This window comes from Lysobacter sp. CCNWLW3 (assembly GCF_036697405.1).
Classification (GTDB): domain Bacteria; phylum Pseudomonadota; class Gammaproteobacteria; order Xanthomonadales; family Xanthomonadaceae; genus Lysobacter.
This window is the reverse complement of sequence record NZ_JBAHWA010000005.1, coordinates 1-19,286: the sequence shown is the minus strand read 5'-3', so window position 1 is coordinate 19,286 and position 19,286 is coordinate 1. Positions and strand designations below refer to the sequence as shown.

Annotated in this window: 14 protein-coding genes, 1 pseudogene and 1 CRISPR repeat array; of the genes and pseudogenes, 7 read left to right on the top strand and 8 right to left on the bottom strand. The window is 69.3% G+C overall.

Annotation, left to right across the window (positions count from 1 at the left end):
• Position 1 precedes the first annotated feature (1 nt).
• The 5 genes from V1318_RS10385 to V1318_RS10365 all read right to left on the bottom strand — a co-directional run bounded on the left by V1318_RS10385 (position 2) and on the right by V1318_RS10365 (position 7,437).
• Positions 2 to 1,483, bottom strand: a complete 1,482-nt coding sequence (locus V1318_RS10385; RefSeq protein WP_332939586.1) for a DUF3526 domain-containing protein — start codon at positions 1,481 to 1,483, stop codon at positions 2 to 4.
• Positions 1,480 to 2,883: a DUF3526 domain-containing protein gene (locus V1318_RS10380; RefSeq protein ID WP_332939584.1), complete on the bottom strand. Its 1,404-nt coding sequence runs from the start codon at positions 2,881 to 2,883 to the stop codon at positions 1,480 to 1,482. The genes V1318_RS10385 and V1318_RS10380 overlap by 4 nt, the downstream gene beginning before the upstream one ends.
• The gene (locus V1318_RS10375) at positions 2,880 to 3,614 is read right to left on the bottom strand and encodes an ABC transporter ATP-binding protein (protein ID WP_332939582.1); all 735 of its coding nucleotides are present in this window, start codon (positions 3,612 to 3,614) and stop codon (positions 2,880 to 2,882) included. The genes V1318_RS10380 and V1318_RS10375 overlap by 4 nt, the downstream gene beginning before the upstream one ends.
• A complete protein-coding gene (locus V1318_RS10370) occupies positions 3,611 to 5,890 on the bottom strand; it encodes a TonB-dependent siderophore receptor (RefSeq protein ID WP_332939581.1) in 2,280 nt (759 codons plus the stop codon). The genes V1318_RS10375 and V1318_RS10370 overlap by 4 nt, the downstream gene beginning before the upstream one ends.
• A 188-nt stretch (positions 5,891 to 6,078) precedes the next feature.
• Positions 6,079 to 7,437 (bottom strand): porin, encoded by a 1,359-nt coding sequence (locus tag V1318_RS10365; RefSeq protein WP_332939579.1) that lies wholly within the window; start codon positions 7,435 to 7,437, stop codon positions 6,079 to 6,081.
• A gap of 243 nt (positions 7,438 to 7,680) precedes the next feature.
• On the opposite strand from V1318_RS10365, the gene V1318_RS10360 reads away from it, so the two are divergent.
• The 3 genes from V1318_RS10360 to V1318_RS10350 all read left to right on the top strand — a co-directional run bounded on the left by V1318_RS10360 (position 7,681) and on the right by V1318_RS10350 (position 9,607).
• A complete protein-coding gene (locus tag V1318_RS10360; RefSeq protein WP_332939578.1) occupies positions 7,681 to 8,373 on the top strand; it encodes a rhomboid family intramembrane serine protease in 693 nt (230 codons plus the stop codon).
• Between the two features lie 156 nt (positions 8,374 to 8,529).
• Entirely contained in the window at positions 8,530 to 8,850 is a 321-nt protein-coding gene (locus V1318_RS10355; protein WP_055901988.1) for a DUF1820 family protein, read from the top strand.
• A gap of 130 nt (positions 8,851 to 8,980) precedes the next feature.
• Positions 8,981 to 9,607 (top strand): hypothetical protein, encoded by a 627-nt coding sequence (locus V1318_RS10350; RefSeq protein ID WP_332939576.1) that lies wholly within the window; start codon positions 8,981 to 8,983, stop codon positions 9,605 to 9,607.
• A 209-nt stretch (positions 9,608 to 9,816) separates the two neighbouring features.
• On the opposite strand, the pseudogene V1318_RS10345 reads toward V1318_RS10350, so the two are convergent.
• From V1318_RS10345 to gpmI, 3 genes and pseudogenes are all read right to left on the bottom strand, one after another.
• A pseudogene (locus tag V1318_RS10345) lies at positions 9,817 to 11,013 on the bottom strand (S41 family peptidase); the annotation flags it as partial.
• A 553-nt stretch (positions 11,014 to 11,566) separates the two neighbouring features.
• Positions 11,567 to 12,814, bottom strand: coding sequence for a peptidoglycan DD-metalloendopeptidase family protein (locus V1318_RS10340; protein ID WP_332939575.1), 1,248 nt, complete (start codon positions 12,812 to 12,814; stop codon positions 11,567 to 11,569).
• Positions 12,814 to 14,337, bottom strand: coding sequence for a 2,3-bisphosphoglycerate-independent phosphoglycerate mutase (gene gpmI / locus V1318_RS10335; RefSeq protein WP_332939574.1), 1,524 nt, complete (start codon positions 14,335 to 14,337; stop codon positions 12,814 to 12,816). Before gpmI ends, V1318_RS10340 begins: the two co-directional genes overlap by 1 nt.
• A 294-nt stretch (positions 14,338 to 14,631) precedes the next feature.
• Positions 14,632 to 14,932: a CRISPR direct-repeat array (repeat unit 21 nt; unit sequence GAAACCGTCAACGGCAGCATC).
• Positions 14,933 to 15,007: 75 nt separating this feature from the next.
• Between gpmI and V1318_RS10330 the strand changes: the two genes are divergently transcribed.
• The 4 genes from V1318_RS10330 to V1318_RS10315 all read left to right on the top strand — a co-directional run bounded on the left by V1318_RS10330 (position 15,008) and on the right by V1318_RS10315 (position 18,717).
• On the top strand, positions 15,008 to 15,223 hold the full coding sequence (locus V1318_RS10330) for a hypothetical protein (protein WP_332939573.1): 216 nt from the start codon (positions 15,008 to 15,010) through the stop codon (positions 15,221 to 15,223).
• Positions 15,224 to 15,341: 118 nt separating this feature from the next.
• On the top strand, positions 15,342 to 17,114 hold the full coding sequence (locus tag V1318_RS10325; RefSeq protein WP_332939572.1) for a M28 family metallopeptidase: 1,773 nt from the start codon (positions 15,342 to 15,344) through the stop codon (positions 17,112 to 17,114).
• Between the two features lie 351 nt (positions 17,115 to 17,465).
• Positions 17,466 to 17,876 carry an MAPEG family protein gene (locus V1318_RS10320; RefSeq protein ID WP_332939571.1) on the top strand — a complete coding sequence of 137 codons (411 nt, stop codon included), beginning with the start codon at positions 17,466 to 17,468 and terminating at the stop codon, positions 17,874 to 17,876.
• Between the two features lie 91 nt (positions 17,877 to 17,967).
• Complete coding sequence (locus V1318_RS10315; protein WP_332939569.1) at positions 17,968 to 18,717, top strand: 2OG-Fe dioxygenase family protein; 750 nt, start codon at positions 17,968 to 17,970, stop codon at positions 18,715 to 18,717.
• Positions 18,718 to 19,286: the final 569 nt, after the last annotated feature.

Sequence of the window (19,286 nt, the reverse complement as noted above, 5' to 3'; positions counted from 1 at the left end):
CTCACAACTCCGTCGGCCAGTGGCGCAGGCGCAGCAGCGCCCACGCGGTGAGTGCGGCGGCCAGCAGGCACAACCACAGCGCGAGCGGCGCCACCGCGCCCGCGCGCGCCGACGCCGCCGCTTCCGATCCCGACCAGGCCGGGATCGCGTCGTAGTCGGTGAAGTTCATGCGGCCGTAGCCGCCGGCCGGCGGGCGCGCGGCGACGATCTGGCGCTGCATGCGCGGATAGAACCAGTCGCGCAGGCGCAACTGGTAGGCGCGCGTCTGCGCCTCGAAGCGGCGATGCCGGGCCAGGTCGGTGCCGGCCAGGGTCGCCAGCGCGCTCTGCAGGCCCAATGGCGGCGACAGGTAGGCGAGCCGATCGGAACTGCGCTCGCGGTCCGCGCGCGCTTGCGACTGCCGGCGATGCAGCGACAGCAGCCTGCGCTCCAGTTCGGGGGTGAGGAAACTCAGGCGCGTCGCGTAGTCGAGCGCGCCGATCCGATCGGCCGCCGCGGCCAGATCGGCGCGGCCGCGGAACGCGGCGGCGACGAGGCTGTCGCGGTGCTCGGCGATGGCATCGTTGGCGCGCCGCTGCGCGTCCACCACGGTCACCGCCGAGGGCGCCGGTGCGAACGCGGCCGAGGCGGCGTTGCCGGCCAGGGGCAGACCGATGGCGAGCACCGCCCATACCGCCACCAGCGAGGAAATCGTGCCGGCCGCGCTAGACCAGCGCGCGGCGACCGCGAAACCCAGCGCCAGCCAGAAGGCCAGATAGGCCAGCACCAGCGCCGTCGACGCCGGCAGTTCGGGCGCGGCGGCGGATAGATCGGTGCCGGCCAAGGCCAGCGCCACGAGCATGCCCAGCACCAGCGCCGGCGCCAGCCACAACGCGATCGCGGCGATGCGCGCGCCCAGCCAGGCGCGCGCTCCGACCCGTTGCGCGGCGATCAGGCGCAGCATGCCGTTGTCGCGTTCGAAGGTGGCCAGCAGGCCGACCAGCAGGATGCAGGCGATCGGCAACAGATAGACCAGCACGAAGCCCAGGTCGAAGCGGCCCAGGGCCAGCCCGCGCGGATTCTCGAAGTCGTAGACCGGCTCGATGCCGAACGGCGTCTCCAGTTTCACCGGCAAGCGTGCCGGCAGCAGATCGCTGCTGCCGACCGCCAGCGGCGACAGCGGCAGGTGCGGTTTGTAGGCCTGGACGCGCAGGAAATAGCGGCTGAAGCCGGCGGCGTCGGTAGGGTCCTGCCAGTACGGCAGTTCGTCGCTCGCCGGCGCCGAATAGCGGCGCGCGCGTTCGCGCACCTGCTCCATCCAGGCCGCGTCGCTATGGCGCGCGCGCTCGATCGCCGCGTCCTGCTGACGATGCAGGGCGGCGCCGCTGCGCGCGCCCCAGACCATCGCCAATACGAGTATGCCCAGCACCAGCCACAGCAGGCGGTTGCGCCCGACCTGGCGCAGCTCCCAACGCAGCAGGTCCGCGAAGCCCGGCGCCCTCATGGCTGCAACCTGCGCGCGGCCAGCCACAGGGCGCCCAGCGCCAGCGCGCACCACAGCGACAAGGCCCACAGCGCCGGCGCCGCCTCGCCCCAGGCATCGCCCAACGCCGGCGGCCGATGGCGGAATTCCGGTATCTGCGCCCACAGCGACCGGTCGTTGGTGTGGCGCTCGCCGCCGTTGTGAGTCGGGTGCGCCATCACGTCCTGGTTCATGCGGTTGACCAGCGCGCGCCGATAGGCCTCGGCGCCGTCGATGAAGCGGCGGTGGTGGGCGAAGTCGCTGCCGGCGAAAGCCGGCGACAGGCTCTGGATCGCGATCGCAGGCGAAAGCAGGCCCCAGGCCGCGTAGGCGCGGTCCTGCGCCAGCACGCGGCCGTAGAAATCGCCCAGCACGCGGTCGAACACGCGGTAGGCATGACGCTCGTTCATGTCCAGCTCGGCACCGCGCAGGTCGACGTTCAGATCTTCCTTGCGTTGCGCGCCGTGCTGCGCGAGCAGCTTGGCCTGGTTCTGGCGTGCGGTCTCGGCGGTCCAGAACGCGGGCGCTTCCTCGGCCAGGCGCTGCTTGATCGACTGCGCCGACGGCAAGGGACGGGCGCGCTCGACCGCGCTGTCGGCCCAGCGCGGCAGCGCCAGCGCGAACACGATCCACACCCCGAACAGGACCGCCAGCGCCGTGCGCACGCCACGCGCGAAGCTCGCCACCGCGATGCCGAGCGCGGTCAGCACGCCCAACCAGGCGGCCATCGCCAGGCTCCACCAAGTCAGACGCAAAGCCAGATCGAGATACAGCGCTTCCTGCGCCCAGGCCAGGGTGGCGGCCGCCACGGCCGAAGGCAGCAACAGCACGGCCAGCATCGCGATCCAGATCGCCAGCGCTTTCGCCGCGACGATCGCGCGCGGGCGGGTCGCCGCGCCCAAGGCCAGGCGCAGGGTGCCGCGCTCGCGGTCCATCGCCATCGCGCCGAATGCGAGCAGGAAGGCGACCAGCGGCGCGAAGCCGATCAACAACCCGGCCGGGCTGACCGCGCCGGCGCGCTGCAGCACGCTGGCCTCGCCTTGCGGGCGATACAACATGTCGTTCTGCGCGTGCGCCTCCAGCCACAGCGCCTGACCCACATAGGGTTCCACGCCCGGATCCAGCGCGGCCAGGGTCGGCGCCGGCTTGAACGCGTAGATGCTGTAGTGCGCGGCCGAATGCGGATCCTTCTCGCCCTGGCCCAGCCAGCGCGCGCGTTCGTCCTGGGCGATGCGCGACTTGTCGGCATTGGCGCGCGCGAGCTGGGCGGCATTGATCGCGAAGGCCAGCAGCACCAACGCGCCCAGGCTCAGCAGGGACCACCAGGCGCGACGGTCGCGCCGCAGCAGGGTCCATTCGTAGGCGGTCAGCGAGGCTTTCATCGCGCTAGCTGCTCCAGGTACAGCGCTTCGATGTCGGCCGCCGACAGCTGCTCGGTATGCCGCTCGATCAGCAGGTGCCCGCCGCGCAGGATGCCCAGGCGCTGCGCCACGTCCTTGACCCGATACAGGTCGTGGGTGGCCATCAGCACCGCGACGCCGCGACGCGCGGCGGCGCGCACGCCCTGCGAGAGATCGTTGGCCGCGCCCGCGTCCAGGCCCGAGGTCGGTTCGTCCAGCAACAGCAGTTGCGCGTTCTTGGCCAGCGCGATCGCCAGGCCCACTTTCTGGCGCATGCCCTTGGAGAAGCCGGCCGCGCGCCGCGTATGCGCTTCCTCCTGCAGCCCGGCCTCGGCGAGCAGCGCGCGCGCCTGGACCTCGTCGAGACGGCGCCCGCCGAGCATGGCGAAGTAGCCCAGGTTCTCGATCGCGCTGAGCGCCGGGTGCAGCATCACGGTTTCCGGCAGGTAGGCGATCTTCGCGCGCGCCTGCAGGGGGTCCCGCGTCGTGTCGACGCCGCCGACCTCGATGCGTCCGGCATCGGGATGCAGGAAGCCGAGGATCAGGTTGAGCGTGGTGGTCTTGCCCGCGCCGTTGGGCCCGAGCAGGGCGTAGACCTCGCCGGGCGCGATCGTCAGCGACAACGAGGCCAGCGCCTGCCGATCGCCGAAGTCCTTGCGCACCTCGTGCAGGCGCAACGCATGGATGCGCGTGGGCGCGTCGAGGCGGCTCACAGGTTCACCTTGAACGTCAGCTCGACGCTGCGCGGCGCGCCGATCACGACCTGGTCGGCGGCGCCGCCGGACCAGTCGGCGTAGAAGGCGTCGCCGAGATTGCGTCCGTGCAGGGCGATCTCGCCGAACGGCAGCCGGTAGGCCAGCGAGGCGTCGAACACCGTATGCGCGTCGACGCGGATGCTGTTGGCGTTGTTGGTGTAGAACGCGCCGACGTGACGCAGGCCCGCGCTCAGGCGCAACGGCAGGCCGTCGAAGCGGTAGCTGGCGCGAAGGCTGGCCATCCGTTCGGGCACGTTCGGCGGCACGTTGCCGGCGCGGTCCACGCCGCCGGCCTCGCGCAGTTCGTCGAAGCGCGCGTTCAAGGCCGCGACGCTGGCCTCGACGCTGAGCGCGCGCGTGAGCGCCGCCTGCACCGACAACTCCATGCCGCGCGAGGACTGGCGCCCGCCCTGGATCGAGATCGCGGCGTTGGCGGGATCGCGGGTGACGATGTCGTCCTGCTCGATCCAGTAACCGCCCAGGGTCAGGTCGACGCGGTCTTCCCAGAACGAACTCTTGATTCCGATATCGACCGCGCGCCCGTGGGTGAGCTCGAAGCGCGAATTCGCCAGCGACATCAGCGGCAGGCTGCCGACCGGCGCCACCGCCCGGCTGTACTGCGCGTACAGCTGGGTCTGCGGCCGCAGATCGAACACGCTGCCCAGGCGCCAGGACAAGGGATCGTATTCGCGCGCGAAGCGGGTGACGACGCCGGTGTTGAAATCGCGCACGCTGCGCTCCAGCTCGATGCGGTCGTAGCGCAAGCCGGCCAGCAACAGCCAGCGCGGCGTCAGGTTCAGGGCGTTCTCGGCGAACACCGACGCGGTGCGCGTGGTCGAATCGAAATCGACGCGATTGCCGGCGCCGGGGAAGTTGAGCGCTTCGTCGCCGACCGGGAACAGGCCGCGCTGCGGCGCGTAGGGATCGACCGCCTGGGCGGTGCCGAAGCGGCGCGGCACCTTGAAGTCGCCGTTGCTGAACTCCAGCCCGAGCGAGGCGCGATTGCGGCGCCCGCCCAGCGTACCGTCCGACAGCAGGGTCGCGCGTTCGACCCAGTAGGCCTGCTCGTGTTCGATGCGGGTGATGCCGCGTCGGAGCAGGCCGCTGGCGGCGTCGTAGGTATAGGTTTCCGAGTTCGACCAGCGCCGCGTGGCATCGTAGTAGCTGGCCTCGTTGACGAAACGCAGGCCCTCGCCGATCCGCCAGTTCACCCGCGTGCGCAGCCAATCGCTGTTGGCGGTCTGCACGCCGTCGGCGACGTTGTAGTTGCGGTCGCGCAGCGCGCGGTCGATCACGTAGCCGTTGCCGCTGCGGACCAGGTCGCTGGGATCGCGCGCGATCGCGCGCGGAACCAGCGGCGTGCCCCAGTAGGCGGTGTCGTAGTCGTCCTCGTAATGGTCCAGGGCCAGATCGACCTCGAGCGCATCGCTGGGACGCCAGCGCGCGCTCAAGGTCGCCGAGCTGGCGCGGCTGCCGGTGTCGTCGACGTAGCCGTCGCTGCGGCGGTGGCTGGCGACCAGGCGCAGGGCCAGGGCGGAATCGATCGGCAGGTTGCTGTCGATGGCGTAGCGTTGGCTGCCGAAACTGCCCCAGCCCAGCAGCATCGAGGTCGCGCGGCCGTCGAAATGCGGCCGCTTGGGCACCAGGTTGATCGCACCGGCCAGGGCGCCTTCGCCGTACAGCACCGAGGCCGGCCCCTTCAGCACCTCGATGCGCTCGAAGCTCCAGCTGTCGAAGTCGCGCGTGACCAGCGGCGCGGCGGTTTGGCGCACGCCGTCGTACAGCAGCGAGATCGCACCGCCACTGAAGCCGCGCATCGAGCTCATGCCGGGCGAGGACGGCAGCTGGCCGGCGAGCACGCCCGGCGCGGCATTGAGCGCCTCGACCGTGCCGCGCAGGCCGCGTTGCCCGATCGCGTCGGCGCTCAGCGTTTCGATCGCGGCCGGCGTCTCGCGTGGGGTCAGGCCCAGGCGCGATGCGGTGGCGGTCGGCGTGTCCAGGGCCGCCTGCTCGGCCGTGCCGCTGACGGTGACCTTGTCCAACTGATGCGGCGTGGCACCCGCGTCCGCCCCCTGCCCGGAACCGGGCGTCGCCACCTGCGCGAACGCCGCCGGCGCGATGGTCAGGGCGCCCAAGGGCAGCGTGGCCGCCACCGTCCGTCCCAACCACCTGCCCCAACCCAGCTTGCGCCCGCGCTCCATCGCGCGGCGGCCCCCATCACGCCTGTCGTTCACGTCGATTCCTTCCTGAAGCAGTATTGAAACGTTATATCGTTTCAATTTACGAGTAAGCCCGGGGTGGCGTCAAGACGTTTCGAACAATCGGCGTATGGCGGGGCGCTGCGGCACGGGCCGGGCAACCCGTCAGGCACAAAAAAAGCCCCGCCGAAGCGGGGCTTTCTTGTGCAGCGATGCAGCGCGGATCAGAAGTGGTACTGAGCCGAAACGCCGAACAGGTTCACGTTGCTGTCGTAGGAACCGAACAGGCGCTGGCCGCCCTGCGCCGGCGGGGTGACGATGCCGATCTGCGGGGTGTCCGGCTCGATGCGCACGTAGGAGAAGTTCAGCTCGAGGTTCTCGCTGAAGTTCCAGGTGGCGCCGATGGAGTACCAGCGACGGTCTTCGTCCGGCAGGCGCGGGGTGCGTGCGCCGTAGGTGGTCGGGGTTTCGTCGTAGGCGTAACCGGCACGCAGGGTCCAGGCGTCGTTGAGCTGGAACTCGCCGCCCAGGGCCATGAAGCGGGTCTTGCTCCAACCGAAATGCTCGACCGAATCCGGATCCGGGTTGACGAAGTCGATGCGGATTTCCTGCAGCGACGACCAGTCGGTCTCGGAGTAGTCGGCCATCAGCGCGAAGCGGTCGGTGAACTTGTACTCGACGCTCAGGGTGGTGACCGACGGGGTGGTCAGCTTGGCCATGACCTTGCCGTCCTGGAACAGCGGACGGGTGGTCGGGCTGGCAGCGAACACCGCGGCCACATTGCCCGGCACGGTCCAATCGACGTTGCCTTCCAGCTCGTGGTCGATTTCCGAACGGTGCGACAGGCCGATGGCCAGCTTGTCGTTCGGGCGCAGGTTCACGCCGATGATCCAGCCCAGGCCGGTATCGTCGCCTTCGACCTTGGCGAAACCGTCGGAAGCCTGCGGACGGGCGAACGGCAGCGGACGCGTAGCCGGGTTACCGAACAGCAGGGTGCCGAAATCGACCGACTTCGACAGCTCGGCCTCGGCCTTTTCCCAGACGATGCCGGCGCCGACGGACAGGTGGTCCGGAACCAGCTCGAACGCGGCCGACAGGGTCAGGTCGACGGTCTTGAGCTCGGACTTGGCGGCGTAGTAGCGGCCGACCCAGCCGTTTTCGTATTCGGTCTTCAGACCGAACGGCGCGCTGACCATGGCGCCCACGGACAGGCCGTTATCGAACTTGTGGATGATCGACATCGCCGGAACCGGGGTCATGTCGCCGGCTTCGCCGCCGTTGCCGCCGGTGAGCGGACGGCCGAGCACGTCGTAACCGCCGCCGTTGAACTTGGCGTTGAGGTCGATGACGGTGACGTCGGCCTGGAAGGTGGTGCCTTCGAATTGGGTCATCGCGGCCGGGTTGTTGGCGACGACGGAGGTGTCGCCCGCGGCCACGCCGGAACCGGCGAACGCGCGACCCATGGCCTTGACGCTGTTTTCCTTGAGCTGAAAGCCCGAAGCGTGGACCTGGCCCAGGGCCAGGGCGCCGGTGACGCCCAGCGCGAGGGCGGTCAGGCGCGTATAGCGGTGTGCGTGTTGCATGCGTGTAGTCTCCATTGGAGTATTTTTGGTCTTCCACGGCCGTCCGCGGGGCCCCGGCGATGCCGAAGCCCGCGCCCGCCGGAAAGCCCCTCCCGACGTACGACGCCGTATGCACTATAGCGCGGCCGTTAACCGAACGCTAACAATAGGACCCGGTCCCACCGCTACCGTTTCCGAACGCTTTCCGCCCTGCCGCCCCCCTGTTCGTACCGGCCGGATCGGAAGCCGCGACGCCCCAAACCGATGTTCATCGCCATCCCTTCCCGCGAAAAGGCACCCCTGCGCTGGGCCACGCCCCTGCTGTTCGCAGCGCTGTGGCTGTGCTTCATCGGCTCGGCGCTGCTGCCGGACCCGGAGCAGCGCCGGCTGATGCTGGAATGGGGCGCGCTGTCGGGCGGCCTCTCCAGCCCCGAGGCCTGGTGGCGGGCGGTGCGCGACGGCAGCGGCCTGCGCCTGTTCAGTGCCCTGTTCCTGCACGCCGACTGGGCCCACCTGCTGGGCAATCTGGTGTTCCTGCTGATCTTCGGCCTGCCGGCCGAGCGCACCATGGGGCCCTGGCGCTTCCTGGCCCTGTTCCTGTGCGGGGGCGCCGTCGCCAACCTGGCCGCGGTGATCGCGATCGGCACGCCGGACCGGTTGATCATCGGCGCCAGCGGCGCGGTCTCGGCCCTGATCGGCGCCTACCTGGCGCTGTTCCCGGGCGCCAAGCTAGGGGTGGTGGTGCCGCTGGGGCTGTTCCTGCAGTTCGTGAAGGTGCCGGCGCCGCTGTTGATCGGGGTCTGGGCGCTGCTGCAGGTCGTGTTCACTTTCATCGGCCCGGCCTTCGGCGCGGTGGCCTGGTCGGCGCACCTGGCCGGCTTCGCGTTCGGCGGCGCGTTCGCGCTGATCGCGCGCGCGGGCATCGCGCGGCGGATGCGGCGCAAGCGCGGCTTTTGAGGGCCGGGATTCGGGATGGGGGATTAGGGATCCGACAAAGCAGGTCGATACCGCGCACTTGAGTTTCGGTGTTCTCCCCCCAGCTTGGATGCAGGTGCCCGCTCGCGCTTTTGCGAATCCCTAATCCCCAATCTCCAATCCCCAATCCCGGCTCCCATGGCCAAGACCCTCTACAAAGTCACTTTCCTCAACGCCGGCAAGGTCTACGAGCTGTACGCGCGGCACGTGGCTTCGGGCGCGCTGTGGGGCTTCACCGAAGTCGGCGAGTTGGTGTTCGACGTGCACGAAGGCCTGGTCGTGGATCCGACCGAAGAGCGCCTGCGCGACGAGTTCGGCAATACCCGCATGCTGCACCTGCCGATGCACAGCATCGTGCGCATCGAGGAAGTCGAGCGCAAAGGCCAGTCGGCGATCCGCGACGCGGCCACCGGCGAGAAGGTGGTGACGCCGTTCCCGCTGCCGGCGAAACCGCGCTGACGCAAACGCGGCACGGCTAGTCGCAAGCGCGGTTGCGCCGGTGCGGAAGCCGGCGCGGCGATCCTTAGACTGCGGCAGCTCCAGCGACGCCGAACGGCGGCCGGAGCGCCCCGTCCTCGGAACCGCCTGCATGAAATCTGCCGCATTCGCGCTGTCGTTGTTCGCCTTGCTGCCCTGCGGCGCGTTCGCCGCGGACGATCGTTCGTATTCGAATGTCGAACTGGGCTATATCAATACCGAAGAACCCCACAACGGCTTCGAGCCCAAGGGCTGGAAACTGTCCGGCTCGATTGAAATCACGCCCGAGCTGCATGCGTTCGGGTCGTATGCCAAGCAAGATCTCGGCACTTTCGACTCACCCTTGACCGGTCGGACCGGGTTCGATCTGGGAAACACCGATAATTGGCGTCTGGGCCTGGGCTATCGCCATGCCCTGGGCGAGCGCGCCGATCTGGTCGCGCGCGTGGCCTACGAGCGCCTGGATCACGATATCCTGAATTTCGGCGAGAGCCTCGACGGCTACAGCATCGAAGTCGGCGTGCGCGGAACGTTGAGCGAGCACTTGGAAAGCCATGCGAGCATCGGTCGCCAGCGTTTCGAACCGCTCTCGTTCTGGGATGCCGAACCGCATACACGCAACTATCTGCGCGTCGGGCTGTTCTGGAAGTTCAATCAGCGCTGGGGTCTGGCTGGCGAGGCCAAGTGCGACGACGAGCATGTGCGCGAGTACTTCATCGGCCCACGCCTGAGTTTCTGAGGCGGCGCAACAGGCTGCCCGGCGGACAACTTCGCTATCGCGATCACAAACGTTTTCGCGACGATCCGGACGATCGCTAGCGGTTGGCACGCGTGTTCTTCGATCCCACGGACCGAAACCGGAGCGCGCCGGATGCGAAGACGCCCGGCTTGCGGCCGGGCGTCTCGTGTTTCGTGCGGCGGAGTTCGCGTCGGATCGGCTGACGTAGCTCAGCGCTTGGTCGCGCCGCTTTCAGCCTTGGCCACCGCCGGCTTCTTCAGCTCCGCCAGCGCGGCCGCGATCGGTGCGTCGCCTTCCAGCACTTCGCCGGCATTGGTGCCCGGCGCGTCGTCGACGTCGCCGCGCAAGTGGCCGGGCAGGCTGGCTTCGCTGTAGTTGGTGCGACCGCCGTTGGCGGCTTCCTTGGCCGGATGCAGGGCGACGTCGGGCACGATGCCCAGGGCCTGGATCGATTTGCCGCTGGGCGTGTAATAGCGCGCGGTGGTCAGCTTGACCGAGTCGCCGTTGTCCAGGGGCAGCACGGTCTGCACCGAGCCCTTGCCGAAGGTGCGGCTGCCGACCACGCGCGCGCGGCCGTTGTCGCGCAGCGCGCCGGCCAGCACCTCCGAAGCGCTGGCCGAACCGGCGTCGACCAGCACCACCACCGGCGCGCCGTCGATGCGGTCGCCCGGGGTGGCGCCGAATTCGGCGTCGCTGATCGCGATGCGGCCGCGCGTGCTGACGATCTTGCCCTGCTCCAACAGATCGTCGGCGATCTGCACCGCCGAGGTCAGCAGACCGCCGGGGTTGCTGCGCAGGTCGATCACCAGGCCGTTGAGCTTGCCGCCGGCCTGGGTCTTGAGCTTCTCGACCTGGGTTTCGAAATCGGCGGCGGTGTCGGCCTGGAAAGCGCTGATGCGCGCATAGGCGTAGCCGGGTTCGAGCATGCGGCTGCGCACGCTGGCGATGCGGATGGTCTCGCGCGCCACGGTCACGTCGAAGGGCTTGTCGCGGCCGGCGCGCACGATGCTCAGCACCACCTTGCTGCCGGGCGCGCCGCGCAGCGGGCCGGAGCTGTCGCCTTCGTCGGCCTTGAACGGCTTGCCGTCGATGGCCACGATCAGATCGCCGGCCTTGATGCCCGCGCGCGCGGCGGGCGTGTCGTCGATCGGCGCGATCACCCGCAGGGTGCCGTCGGGCTGGCGCTGCAGCTCGACGCCGATGCCGTCGTAGGCGCCGCGCGCCTGCTCGTCGAAATCGTCGGCGGCGACCTTGTCGAGGTAAACGCTGTGCGGATCCAGATCGAACAGCAGGCCGCGGATCGCCGAATGCATCAGTTTGCGATCGTCGACCGGCTCGACATAGGCCTGCTTGACCGCGTTGTAGACCGCGACGTAGCGGCGGATCTCGTCGATCGGCACCTTGGATTCGTCCTTGGCGTCTTTCGCGTCCTTGGCGTCGGCCTTGGCCGGCTTGACGGGCTCGGGAGCGGTGGCGGGAGGCTGCTTGTCCTGCGCCATGGAGGGCAGGGCCGCGCCGGCCAGCGCCAGCGGCGCCAGGCCCAGCAGCAGGGCTCGCGCCAGGGTCGGACGAAAGGAGAGCGGGTGACGCAGGCGCATGCATGGAACTCCGTAACGGATACCGGTTGGACCGCGCGGCGCGATCGGGGTTCGGTCGGTGCGCGTGGTTCGAATAGGAACACGTTAGGCAGGGCCGCGGGAAGCTTTCGTTAACGGCCGGCGGGCATGTTCAGGCGCGGTGGGGCGAGGCTTGTGGAGGGAGGAGCAAATCCCCCTCAATCCCCCTTTTTCAAAGGGGGAAGACCGGCCGCCGGCAGTGAGAGAACTCCGCGATTCGGCCCCGCGACCTGGTCCCGCGACTCGACCCCACGGCTCCCGGCGCCGAAACCATGGCCCGCACCGCACCGGCTTTCTCCCCCTTTGAAAAAGGGGGATTGAGGGGGATTTGCTGTTCCGCGCCTCAGCGCCGCAGCCAGGTCCCCGGATTCACCGGCTGCCCATTGCGCCGCAGTTCGAAGTACAGCGCCGGGCGGCCGTTGCCGCCGGAGCTGCCGACGGTGGCGACCGGGTCGCCGCGTTTGACGCGGTCGCCGACGTTGCGCAGCAGGGCGTCGTTGTGCGCGTACAGGCTCATGTAGCCGTTGCCGTGATCGACGATCAACAGCAGGCCGTAGCCGGTCATCCATTCGGCGTAGACCACCTGACCGTCGCCGACCGCCTTGACCGTGGCGCCGGCGCTGGCGCCGATCAGCAGGCCTTCGCTGCCGCGGCCGTCGGGCATGGTGCCGCCGTAGCCGGCCAGCAGCGCGCCGGACACCGGCCAGCCCAGTCCGCCGACCTGCAGCGGAGGCGCGCTGGCGACCACCACCGGCTTGCGCGTGGCGGTGGTGGGCTTGGAACCGGGCTGGGCGGCGGCACGCGCGGCTTCGCGGGCCTCGCGCGCGGCCGCGGCCTTGCGTTGCGCCTCGGCGCGCGCGGCGGCCTGGCGCAGTTTCTTGAGCAGGCTTTCCAGGCCTTTGGCGTCGCGGCCCAGTGCGCGCTCGCGGCTGCTGCGGTCCTGATACTTCTGGTTGATCTGGGCGACCAGAACCGCGCGCGAGGCGCGGTCGTTCTGCAACTGCCCGAGCTGCTCGCGCTGTTGCTTGCGCGAGTGGTCGAGCTCGGCGCGGCGGCTGACGATCTCGCGCTCGACCGCGTCGAGTTCGCTCAGCTCGGTGCGCAGTTGGGCGATCCGACGCGCGCGGTCGCGTTGCAGGTAGCCGTGGTAGGCGAGCAGGCGATTGGCGTCGGCGACTTTGTCCTGCGCCAGCATCAACTTCAGCGGCGCGTCGGCGCCTTGCGTGTAGGCCGCGCGCAGCAGGCGATCGAGTTCCTCGCGCTTCGCCCCCAGCGTGCCTTGCAGGGTTTCGCGGCGCTGTTGCAGTTGCGCCAGCGAGGATTGCTCGCGCGCCAGGCGCTGTTCGGTCTCGCGCAGGCTGCGGTTGGATCGGCCGACCTTCTCGTCGACCTCGCGCAGTTGCCGCGAGGCGGCACCGCGCTGGCCTTCGAGCTTGCGGCGCTCGTCGGCGACCGACTTGAGCTCGCTCTTGATGCGCTCGAGCTTGCGTTCGGCGTCGCGGCTGCTGTTCTGCGCCGCCGCCGGCGCGAGCGCCAGCAGCGACAGCAGCGACAGCAGCAGCGCCACGGCGAACGCGCGCAGGGATGGCATCAGGCGACCGATCCGACTTCCACCAGCAAGCTCTTGCCGGTCATCTCGGCCGGCTGCGGCAGGCCGAGCAGGTCCAGGATGGTCGGCGCGACGTCGCGCAGGGCGCCGCCGCTGCGCAGGCCGGCGCGGCGCGGGCCCAGGTAGACCAGCGGCACCGGGCCGACGGTGTGGGCGGTGTGCGGCTGGCCGGTGGAGGGGTCGCGCATCATTTCCAGGTTGCCGTGGTCGGCGGTGATCAGCAGCGCGCCGCCGCTGTCGCGCACGGCCTGGGCGATTGCGCCGATGGCCACGTCCACCGCCTGCGCGGCCTGGATCGCGGCCTGCAGGTCGCCGGTGTGGCCGACCATGTCGGGGTTGGCGATGTTGCAGATGGCAACATCGACCGCGCCGGAGCGGATCGCCTCGACCAGCCTGGCGGTGACCTCCGGGCAACTCATTTCCGGCTGCAGGTCGTAGGTCGCGACCTTGGGGCTGGGCACCAAGATGCGGGCCTCGCCTTCGTAAGGCTCTTCGCGGCCGCCGCTGAAGAAGAAAGTCACGTGCGCGTACTTTTCGGTCTCGGCGATGCGCAGCTGCTTGAGGCCGTGCTCGGCCAGCAGCTCGCCGAGGGTATGGCGCAGGTCGTCGGGCGCGAACGCGACCGGCGCCGGCAGTTTGGCGTCGTACTCGGTCAGGCAGACGAAGCGCGACAGGCGCGGCTGGCGCAGCTCGTAGCCGGAGAAGTTCGGATCGACGAAGGCGGCGGTGAGCTGGCGCGCGCGGTCGGCGCGGAAGTTCATGAACACCACCGCGTCGCCGTCCTGGACGGGGCGAGCGCCGTCGATCACCGTCGGGGCCACGAACTCGTCGGTCTCGCCGCGCTCGTAGGCCTGGGCCAGGGCGGTCTGAGCGTCGCCGGCGCGGTGCTCGCTGCGGGCTTCGACGATCGCGTCCCAGGCGCGGCGCTGGCGGTCCCAGCGCTGGTCGCGGTCCATGGCGTAGTAGCGGCCGCTGACCGAAGCGATGCGGGCGTTGCTGACCCGATCGCAGACCTCCTGCAGGCGCGCCAGGCTGGGCGCGGCCGATTTCGGCGGCATGTCGCGGCCGTCGAGGAAGGCGTGCACGGCGACCTCGGCCACGCCTTCGCGGCGCGCCAACTCCAGCATCGCGAAGATGTGCTGTTCGTGGCTGTGCACGCCGCCGGGCGAGAGCAGGCCCATCACGTGCAGGCGGCCGCCGCCGGCCTTGGCCGCGGCGCAGGCCGCGCGCAATTCGTCGTTGGCGTAGAAGCTGCCGTCCTCGATCGCGGCGTCGACCCGGGTCAGATCCTGATAGACGATGCGGCCGGCGCCGAGGTTCATGTGGCCGACCTCGGAATTGCCCATCTGCCCGTCCGGCAGGCCGACATGGCGGCCTTCGGTATGGATCAGGGTATGCGGCTGGCTGGCCAGCAGCGCATGCCACTGCGGCAGCTCGGCCTGGGCCAGGGCGTTGTCGGCGACCTCCTCGCGATGGCCCCAGCCATCCAGAATCAGCAGAACCACGGGGTGGGGGCGCGCGGAGGGGGATGGCACGTCGCGTTTCCTAGTGAATGAGCCGGAGCCGGCGTTGCGGTTGCCCGGGATTGTAGCGGAGCCGGCCGCGGCGGCATTACCAAGGACACGCGCCGAAATCGTGGGCCATGGCTTAAACCTGTCGCGTGCCCAGCGCATCAGATCTTACGAACCCACCCAACGGGAACTCCCGAGGACCCCGCCCATGACCCGCAACCGCTTCGCCCTCGCCCTTTCGCTGGCCCTGTCCGTCGCGGCCGCGCCGGTATTCGCCGCCGATCAGGACATCGACAAGGTCAACGGCAGCATCAACGTCGAAGCCGGGCAGACCTACGGCAACCTGGAAACCGTCAACGGCAGCATCCGTATCGGCGCCGGCGCCCGCGTCAAGAAGGCCGAAACCGTCAACGGCAGCATCACCGTCGCCGAAAAGGTGCAGTCCGGCGGCCTGGAAACCGTCAACGGCAGCATCCGCGTGGCCAACAACGTGGTGATGGGCGACCGCCTGGAGACCGTCAACGGCAGCATCTTCGTCGATCGCGGCGGCAACGTCCGTGGCGGCGTCGAAACCGTGAACGGCTCGATCGGCCTGGTCGACACCGACGTTTCCGGCAGCATCAACACCGTCAACGGCGACCTCACCGTCGGCGCGGGCTCGCACGTGAAGGGCGGCATCACCTACGACAAGCCCAATTTCCAGCTGTTCTCCAGCAATCGCCGCAATCCGCGCGTGATCATCGGACCCAACGCCCAGGTCGACGGCGCGCTGGTGTTCAAGCACGCGGTGGACCTGTACGTGCACTCCAGCGCCAAGATCGGCCCGGTCACCGGCGCCACCGCGGTGCGCTACTCCGGCGACACGCCGCCCAGCAGGTAAGCGCGGCGATGCTGAACGGCCCGGACCCGACCGCGTATTCACGATAGCGGTCAGGTCCGCGGCCCGCGCCGGGACATAGAATGGGGATTCCGCCGATGCCGGCCGTCCCGGAGTTGCCATGTCCCGCACGCCGTTCCACTCCGCTCACTGGTTGAGCGCCACCTCGGTGCTGGCCGCCGCGCTCGCCGCGACCGCCTGCAGCAAGCCGCCGGCCGAAGCGCCGACCACCGCCGCACCGCAAGCCGCCGCCCCCGCCGCCAGCTCCGGCCACGCCTTCGACGCGGCCATCAACGCCGCCGATTTCGCCGAGCACGTCAAAACCCTGGCTTCGGACGAGTACGGCGGTCGCGCGCCGGGCAGCGCCGGCGAAGAGAAGACCGTCCAATACCTGGAAGCGCAGTTCAAACGCCTGGGCCTGAAGCCGGGCAACGGCGACAGCTACTTCCAGACCGTGCCGATGGTCGAGACCACGGCCGACGAATCCACCTCGCTCAAGCTCGACGTCAAGGGACAGGCGCGCGAGCTCAAGTTCGGCAGCGACATGGTCGTCGGCACGCGCACCGGCAAGCCGGAGGTGAAGATCGACGCCAGCGACCTGGTGTTCGTCGGCTACGGCGTCAACGCGCCGGAGCAGAACTGGAACGACTACGCCGGCGTCGACGTCAAGGGCAAGACCGTGGTCATGTTCGTCAACGACCCGGGCTTCCACGCCCAGGACGCCAAGCTGTTCGAAGGCAAGCGGATGACCTACTACGGCCGCTGGACCTACAAGTTCGAGGAAGCCGCGCGCCAGGGCGCCGCGGCGGCGCTGATCATCCACGACAGCGAGGGCGCGTCCTACGGTTGGGAGGTGGTCAAGAACTCCTGGTCGGGCGCGCAGTTCGATCTGCCGGCCAAGGACGATCCGGAGCCGCGCCTGCCGGTGCAGGGCTGGATCACCGGCGAGACCGCGCGCAAGCTGCTCGCCGATCTCGGCCAGGATCTGGACGCGCTGTACAAGGCCGCGGGCAAGCCCGGCTTCAAGGCGATCGCGCTGCCGGCCAAGGCCTCGATCGATCTCAAGAGCAAGATCAGCGAGAAGTCTTCGCGCAACGTGATCGCGCGCCTGGACGGCGCCAAGCGTCCGGACGAGGCCATCGTCTACATGGCGCACTGGGACCACCTGGGCGACCACGCCGACAAGGGCGCGCACGAGGGCCACGGCGCCGACGCCTCGGCCGCCGCCGCGGACACGATCTACAACGGCGCGATCGACAACGCCACCGGCGTGGCCGGCATCCTCGAGATCGCCGAGGCCTTCACCAAGCAGAGCCCGCCGCCGGATCGCTCGCTGCTGTTCGTGGCGGTGACCCTGGAGGAGTCCGGCCTGCTCGGCTCCAAGTACTACGTCGCCCATCCGACCGTACCGCTGAACAAGACCGTCGCGGTGATCAACCTCGACGCGATGCCGGTGATCGGCAAGGCGCGCGACATGACCGTGATCGGCTACGGCAGCTCCGAGCTCGAGGACATCCTCAAGACCGTCGCCGCCGCCCAGGGCCGCACCCTGCACGCCGAAGCGACGCCGGAAGACGGCTTCTACTTCCGTTCCGATCACTTCAACTTCGCCAAGGCCGGCGTGCCCGCGCTGTACGCCAAGGGCGGCGACGACCTGCTCGAAGGCGGCACCGTGGCCGGCCAGAAGGCCAACACCGACTACCGCGACCAGCGTTACCACAAGCCCGCCGACCAGTTCGATCCGGGCTGGAAGATGGACGGCGTGATCCAGGACCTCGACGCCTTGTACGCGGTCGGCAAGACCCTGGCCGGCAACGAGCAGTGGCCGAACTGGTACGAGGGCAATGCCTTCCGCGCCGCGCACGACAAGCTGATGCAGCCTGCGGCCAAGTGAGGACGCTCGCCTCTCTCCTGCTTGCCCGTCGTTGGACTTGGCGGGCGGGAGAGGGGCGGTTCTTGAGCGGTAGCACCCACGAGAGCGGGTTTTGCCGATAACGCCCGGCAGTCGGGATTCGTCAACGCTTGGATCGGCGATGCGGCTGCGACCCGATCGAGGCTTTTTTTCGCCGTCATTCCCGCGAAGGCGGGAATGACGGCCGTGGCGGCTGCGCACACGACAAGAGTCGGGAACGACGCGATCACGTCACCCGCCAAACCCGGCTTGCGGATCGCCTGCGAGCCCGCGCTCATGCCCACCCCGCTTTTCCGCTAGGCTCTGCACCATCCTCCCTCGCGGACCCCTGTCATGACTCTGGCCCTGGCTTACTGGTGCGTGTTGTTCGCCGCCCTGCTGCCGTATCTGTGGGTGTCGATCGCCAAGGCCAGCGGCCAGCGCTACAACAACCGCGACCCGCGCGGCTGGCAAGCGCGTCAGGACAACCCGCGCTCGATCCGCGCCTATGCCGCCCAGCTCAACGCCTTCGAAGCCTTCGCTCCGTTCGCCGCCGGCGTGGTGATGGCCCAGCTCACCGGCGTCGCCCATGCGCGGATCGCCGCGCTGGCGCTGGTGTTCGTGATCGCGCGCGTGCTGCACGGCCTGCTCTATCTGGCCGACAAGCACAGCCTGCGCAGCCTGGTCTGGGTCGTGGGCTATGGTTGCGTGATCGGCTTGCTGGGCATGGCGGCGCTGAAAGCGGCCGCGATCGCCCCCATCTGATTCCTTGCGGCGGGCCCGTTCCGCCGCTTTCCGTTCCTCCGGATCCAACGACCCGGCCGAACGCTACGCTAGCTTCGTCAAGGCCAGGGCAATGACTTCCGGCGTCACCGATACCGTCCGCGACCTCGAATCCGGACTCCAGCACGACGGCTTCCGCTTCGTCCAAGCCGACACCATGCGCGGCCTGCTGGAACGCGAGCGCCCGCTGGCCGACTGGTCCGTCTTCGCCGACAGTTGGAACGACCTCGGCCCGGACACCTACCTCGCCCGCCACGGCCGCGACCGCAAGCGCCGCTACGCCGTGTACTCGGCCGATGCCGACGGCAGGCTGCGGCGCGAGGCGCATCAGCCGCATTACCAGAGCCTGGACTACAACACCCTGCAGGGCGACATCGAACGCTGGTTCGAACCGATCCTGCCCGCGGTCGGCGACAGCGACAGCCTGTCGCGCATCCTCGGTTTCTGCCGCGACTTCTACGGCGCGCTGGCGCCGGCGGTCAGCGGCTGGCATATCGAGGTGCACCAGTTCCGGATCGAGGCCCGCAGCGATCAGTCCGGCGAACCCACCCCGGAGGGCGTGCACCGCGACGGCGTCGACTATGTGCTGGTGCTGCTGATCGATCGCCAGAACATCCTCAGCGGCACGACCTCGATCCACGCCGAGAACGGCCGCGAGCTGGGCAGTTTCACCCTGACCGCGCCCCTGGACGCAGCCCTGGTCGACGACAGCCGGGTCTTCCACGGGGTCACGGCGGTCACCGCGCAGGACCCGGCGCTGCCCGCGCACCGGGATGTGCTGGTGGTGACCTTGAGGGCGAAGGATTCGGCGGCTCCGCGTTAGCCGCACCGAGCAAGACCTCCCGAGGCTGCAACCACTAATTGGCGACAAACTACAAATGCCGGCGCAAGCCGGCATTTTGTTTGCATATGGCAGCAAGATCGCCGTATTCCACGGCTCGTGGAGCTCTGCCGAATGCAGGAGCGGCGCCGCCGCGACCGTACCAACCCCATCCGACGCAACTCTGCCTGTCCCCTGCAGGAGCGGCTTGAGCCGCGACCGCAGCAACGCACCGGCGGCGCAGCCCGGGTCACCGGGCGTAGACCCCGGCGGCCAGCGCCGAAACGCTTCCTGTGGGAGCGGCGTAAGCCGCGATCTCGATAATGGAGCAGCGGCGCAGTTCGGGTGATGGCGATCGCGGCTCACGCCGCTCCCACAGGGGTGGGTTCATGAGCCAGGCCTGGTCGTCGCCTCCGCTTTGCGGTCGCCACAAACGCCCATGCCGGCGTTAATGGAGCGGCGCCGCAGTTCGGGCTATGGCCATTAGAGAGCAGACGCGCAACGGTCCGCGCACGAGTTAATCGTCCATCGACGGGCCGCATTAACCAAATCGTCGCGCAAAGAAGAAGGCC

Bases quoted from the DNA above. Each gene is read 5' to 3' on its own strand.
- V1318_RS10350 (WP_332939576.1), top strand. From the start codon at position 8,981: ATGAAATCTGCCGCATTCGCGCTGTCGTTGTTCGCCTTGCTGCCCTGC.
- V1318_RS10360 (WP_332939578.1), top strand. From the start codon at position 7,681: ATGTTCATCGCCATCCCTTCCCGCGAAAAGGCACCCCTGCGCTGGGCC.
- V1318_RS10320 (WP_332939571.1), top strand. From the start codon at position 17,466: ATGACTCTGGCCCTGGCTTACTGGTGCGTGTTGTTCGCCGCCCTGCTG.
- V1318_RS10340 (WP_332939575.1), bottom strand. From the start codon at position 12,814: ATGCCATCCCTGCGCGCGTTCGCCGTGGCGCTGCTGCTGTCGCTGCTG.
- V1318_RS10365 (WP_332939579.1), bottom strand. From the start codon at position 7,437: ATGCAACACGCACACCGCTATACGCGCCTGACCGCCCTCGCGCTGGGC.
- V1318_RS10315 (WP_332939569.1), top strand. From the start codon at position 17,968: ATGACTTCCGGCGTCACCGATACCGTCCGCGACCTCGAATCCGGACTC.
- V1318_RS10385 (WP_332939586.1), bottom strand. From the start codon at position 1,483: ATGAGGGCGCCGGGCTTCGCGGACCTGCTGCGTTGGGAGCTGCGCCAG.
- V1318_RS10325 (WP_332939572.1), top strand. From the start codon at position 15,342: ATGTCCCGCACGCCGTTCCACTCCGCTCACTGGTTGAGCGCCACCTCG.
- V1318_RS10380 (WP_332939584.1), bottom strand. From the start codon at position 2,883: ATGAAAGCCTCGCTGACCGCCTACGAATGGACCCTGCTGCGGCGCGAC.
- V1318_RS10355 (WP_055901988.1), top strand. From the start codon at position 8,530: ATGGCCAAGACCCTCTACAAAGTCACTTTCCTCAACGCCGGCAAGGTC.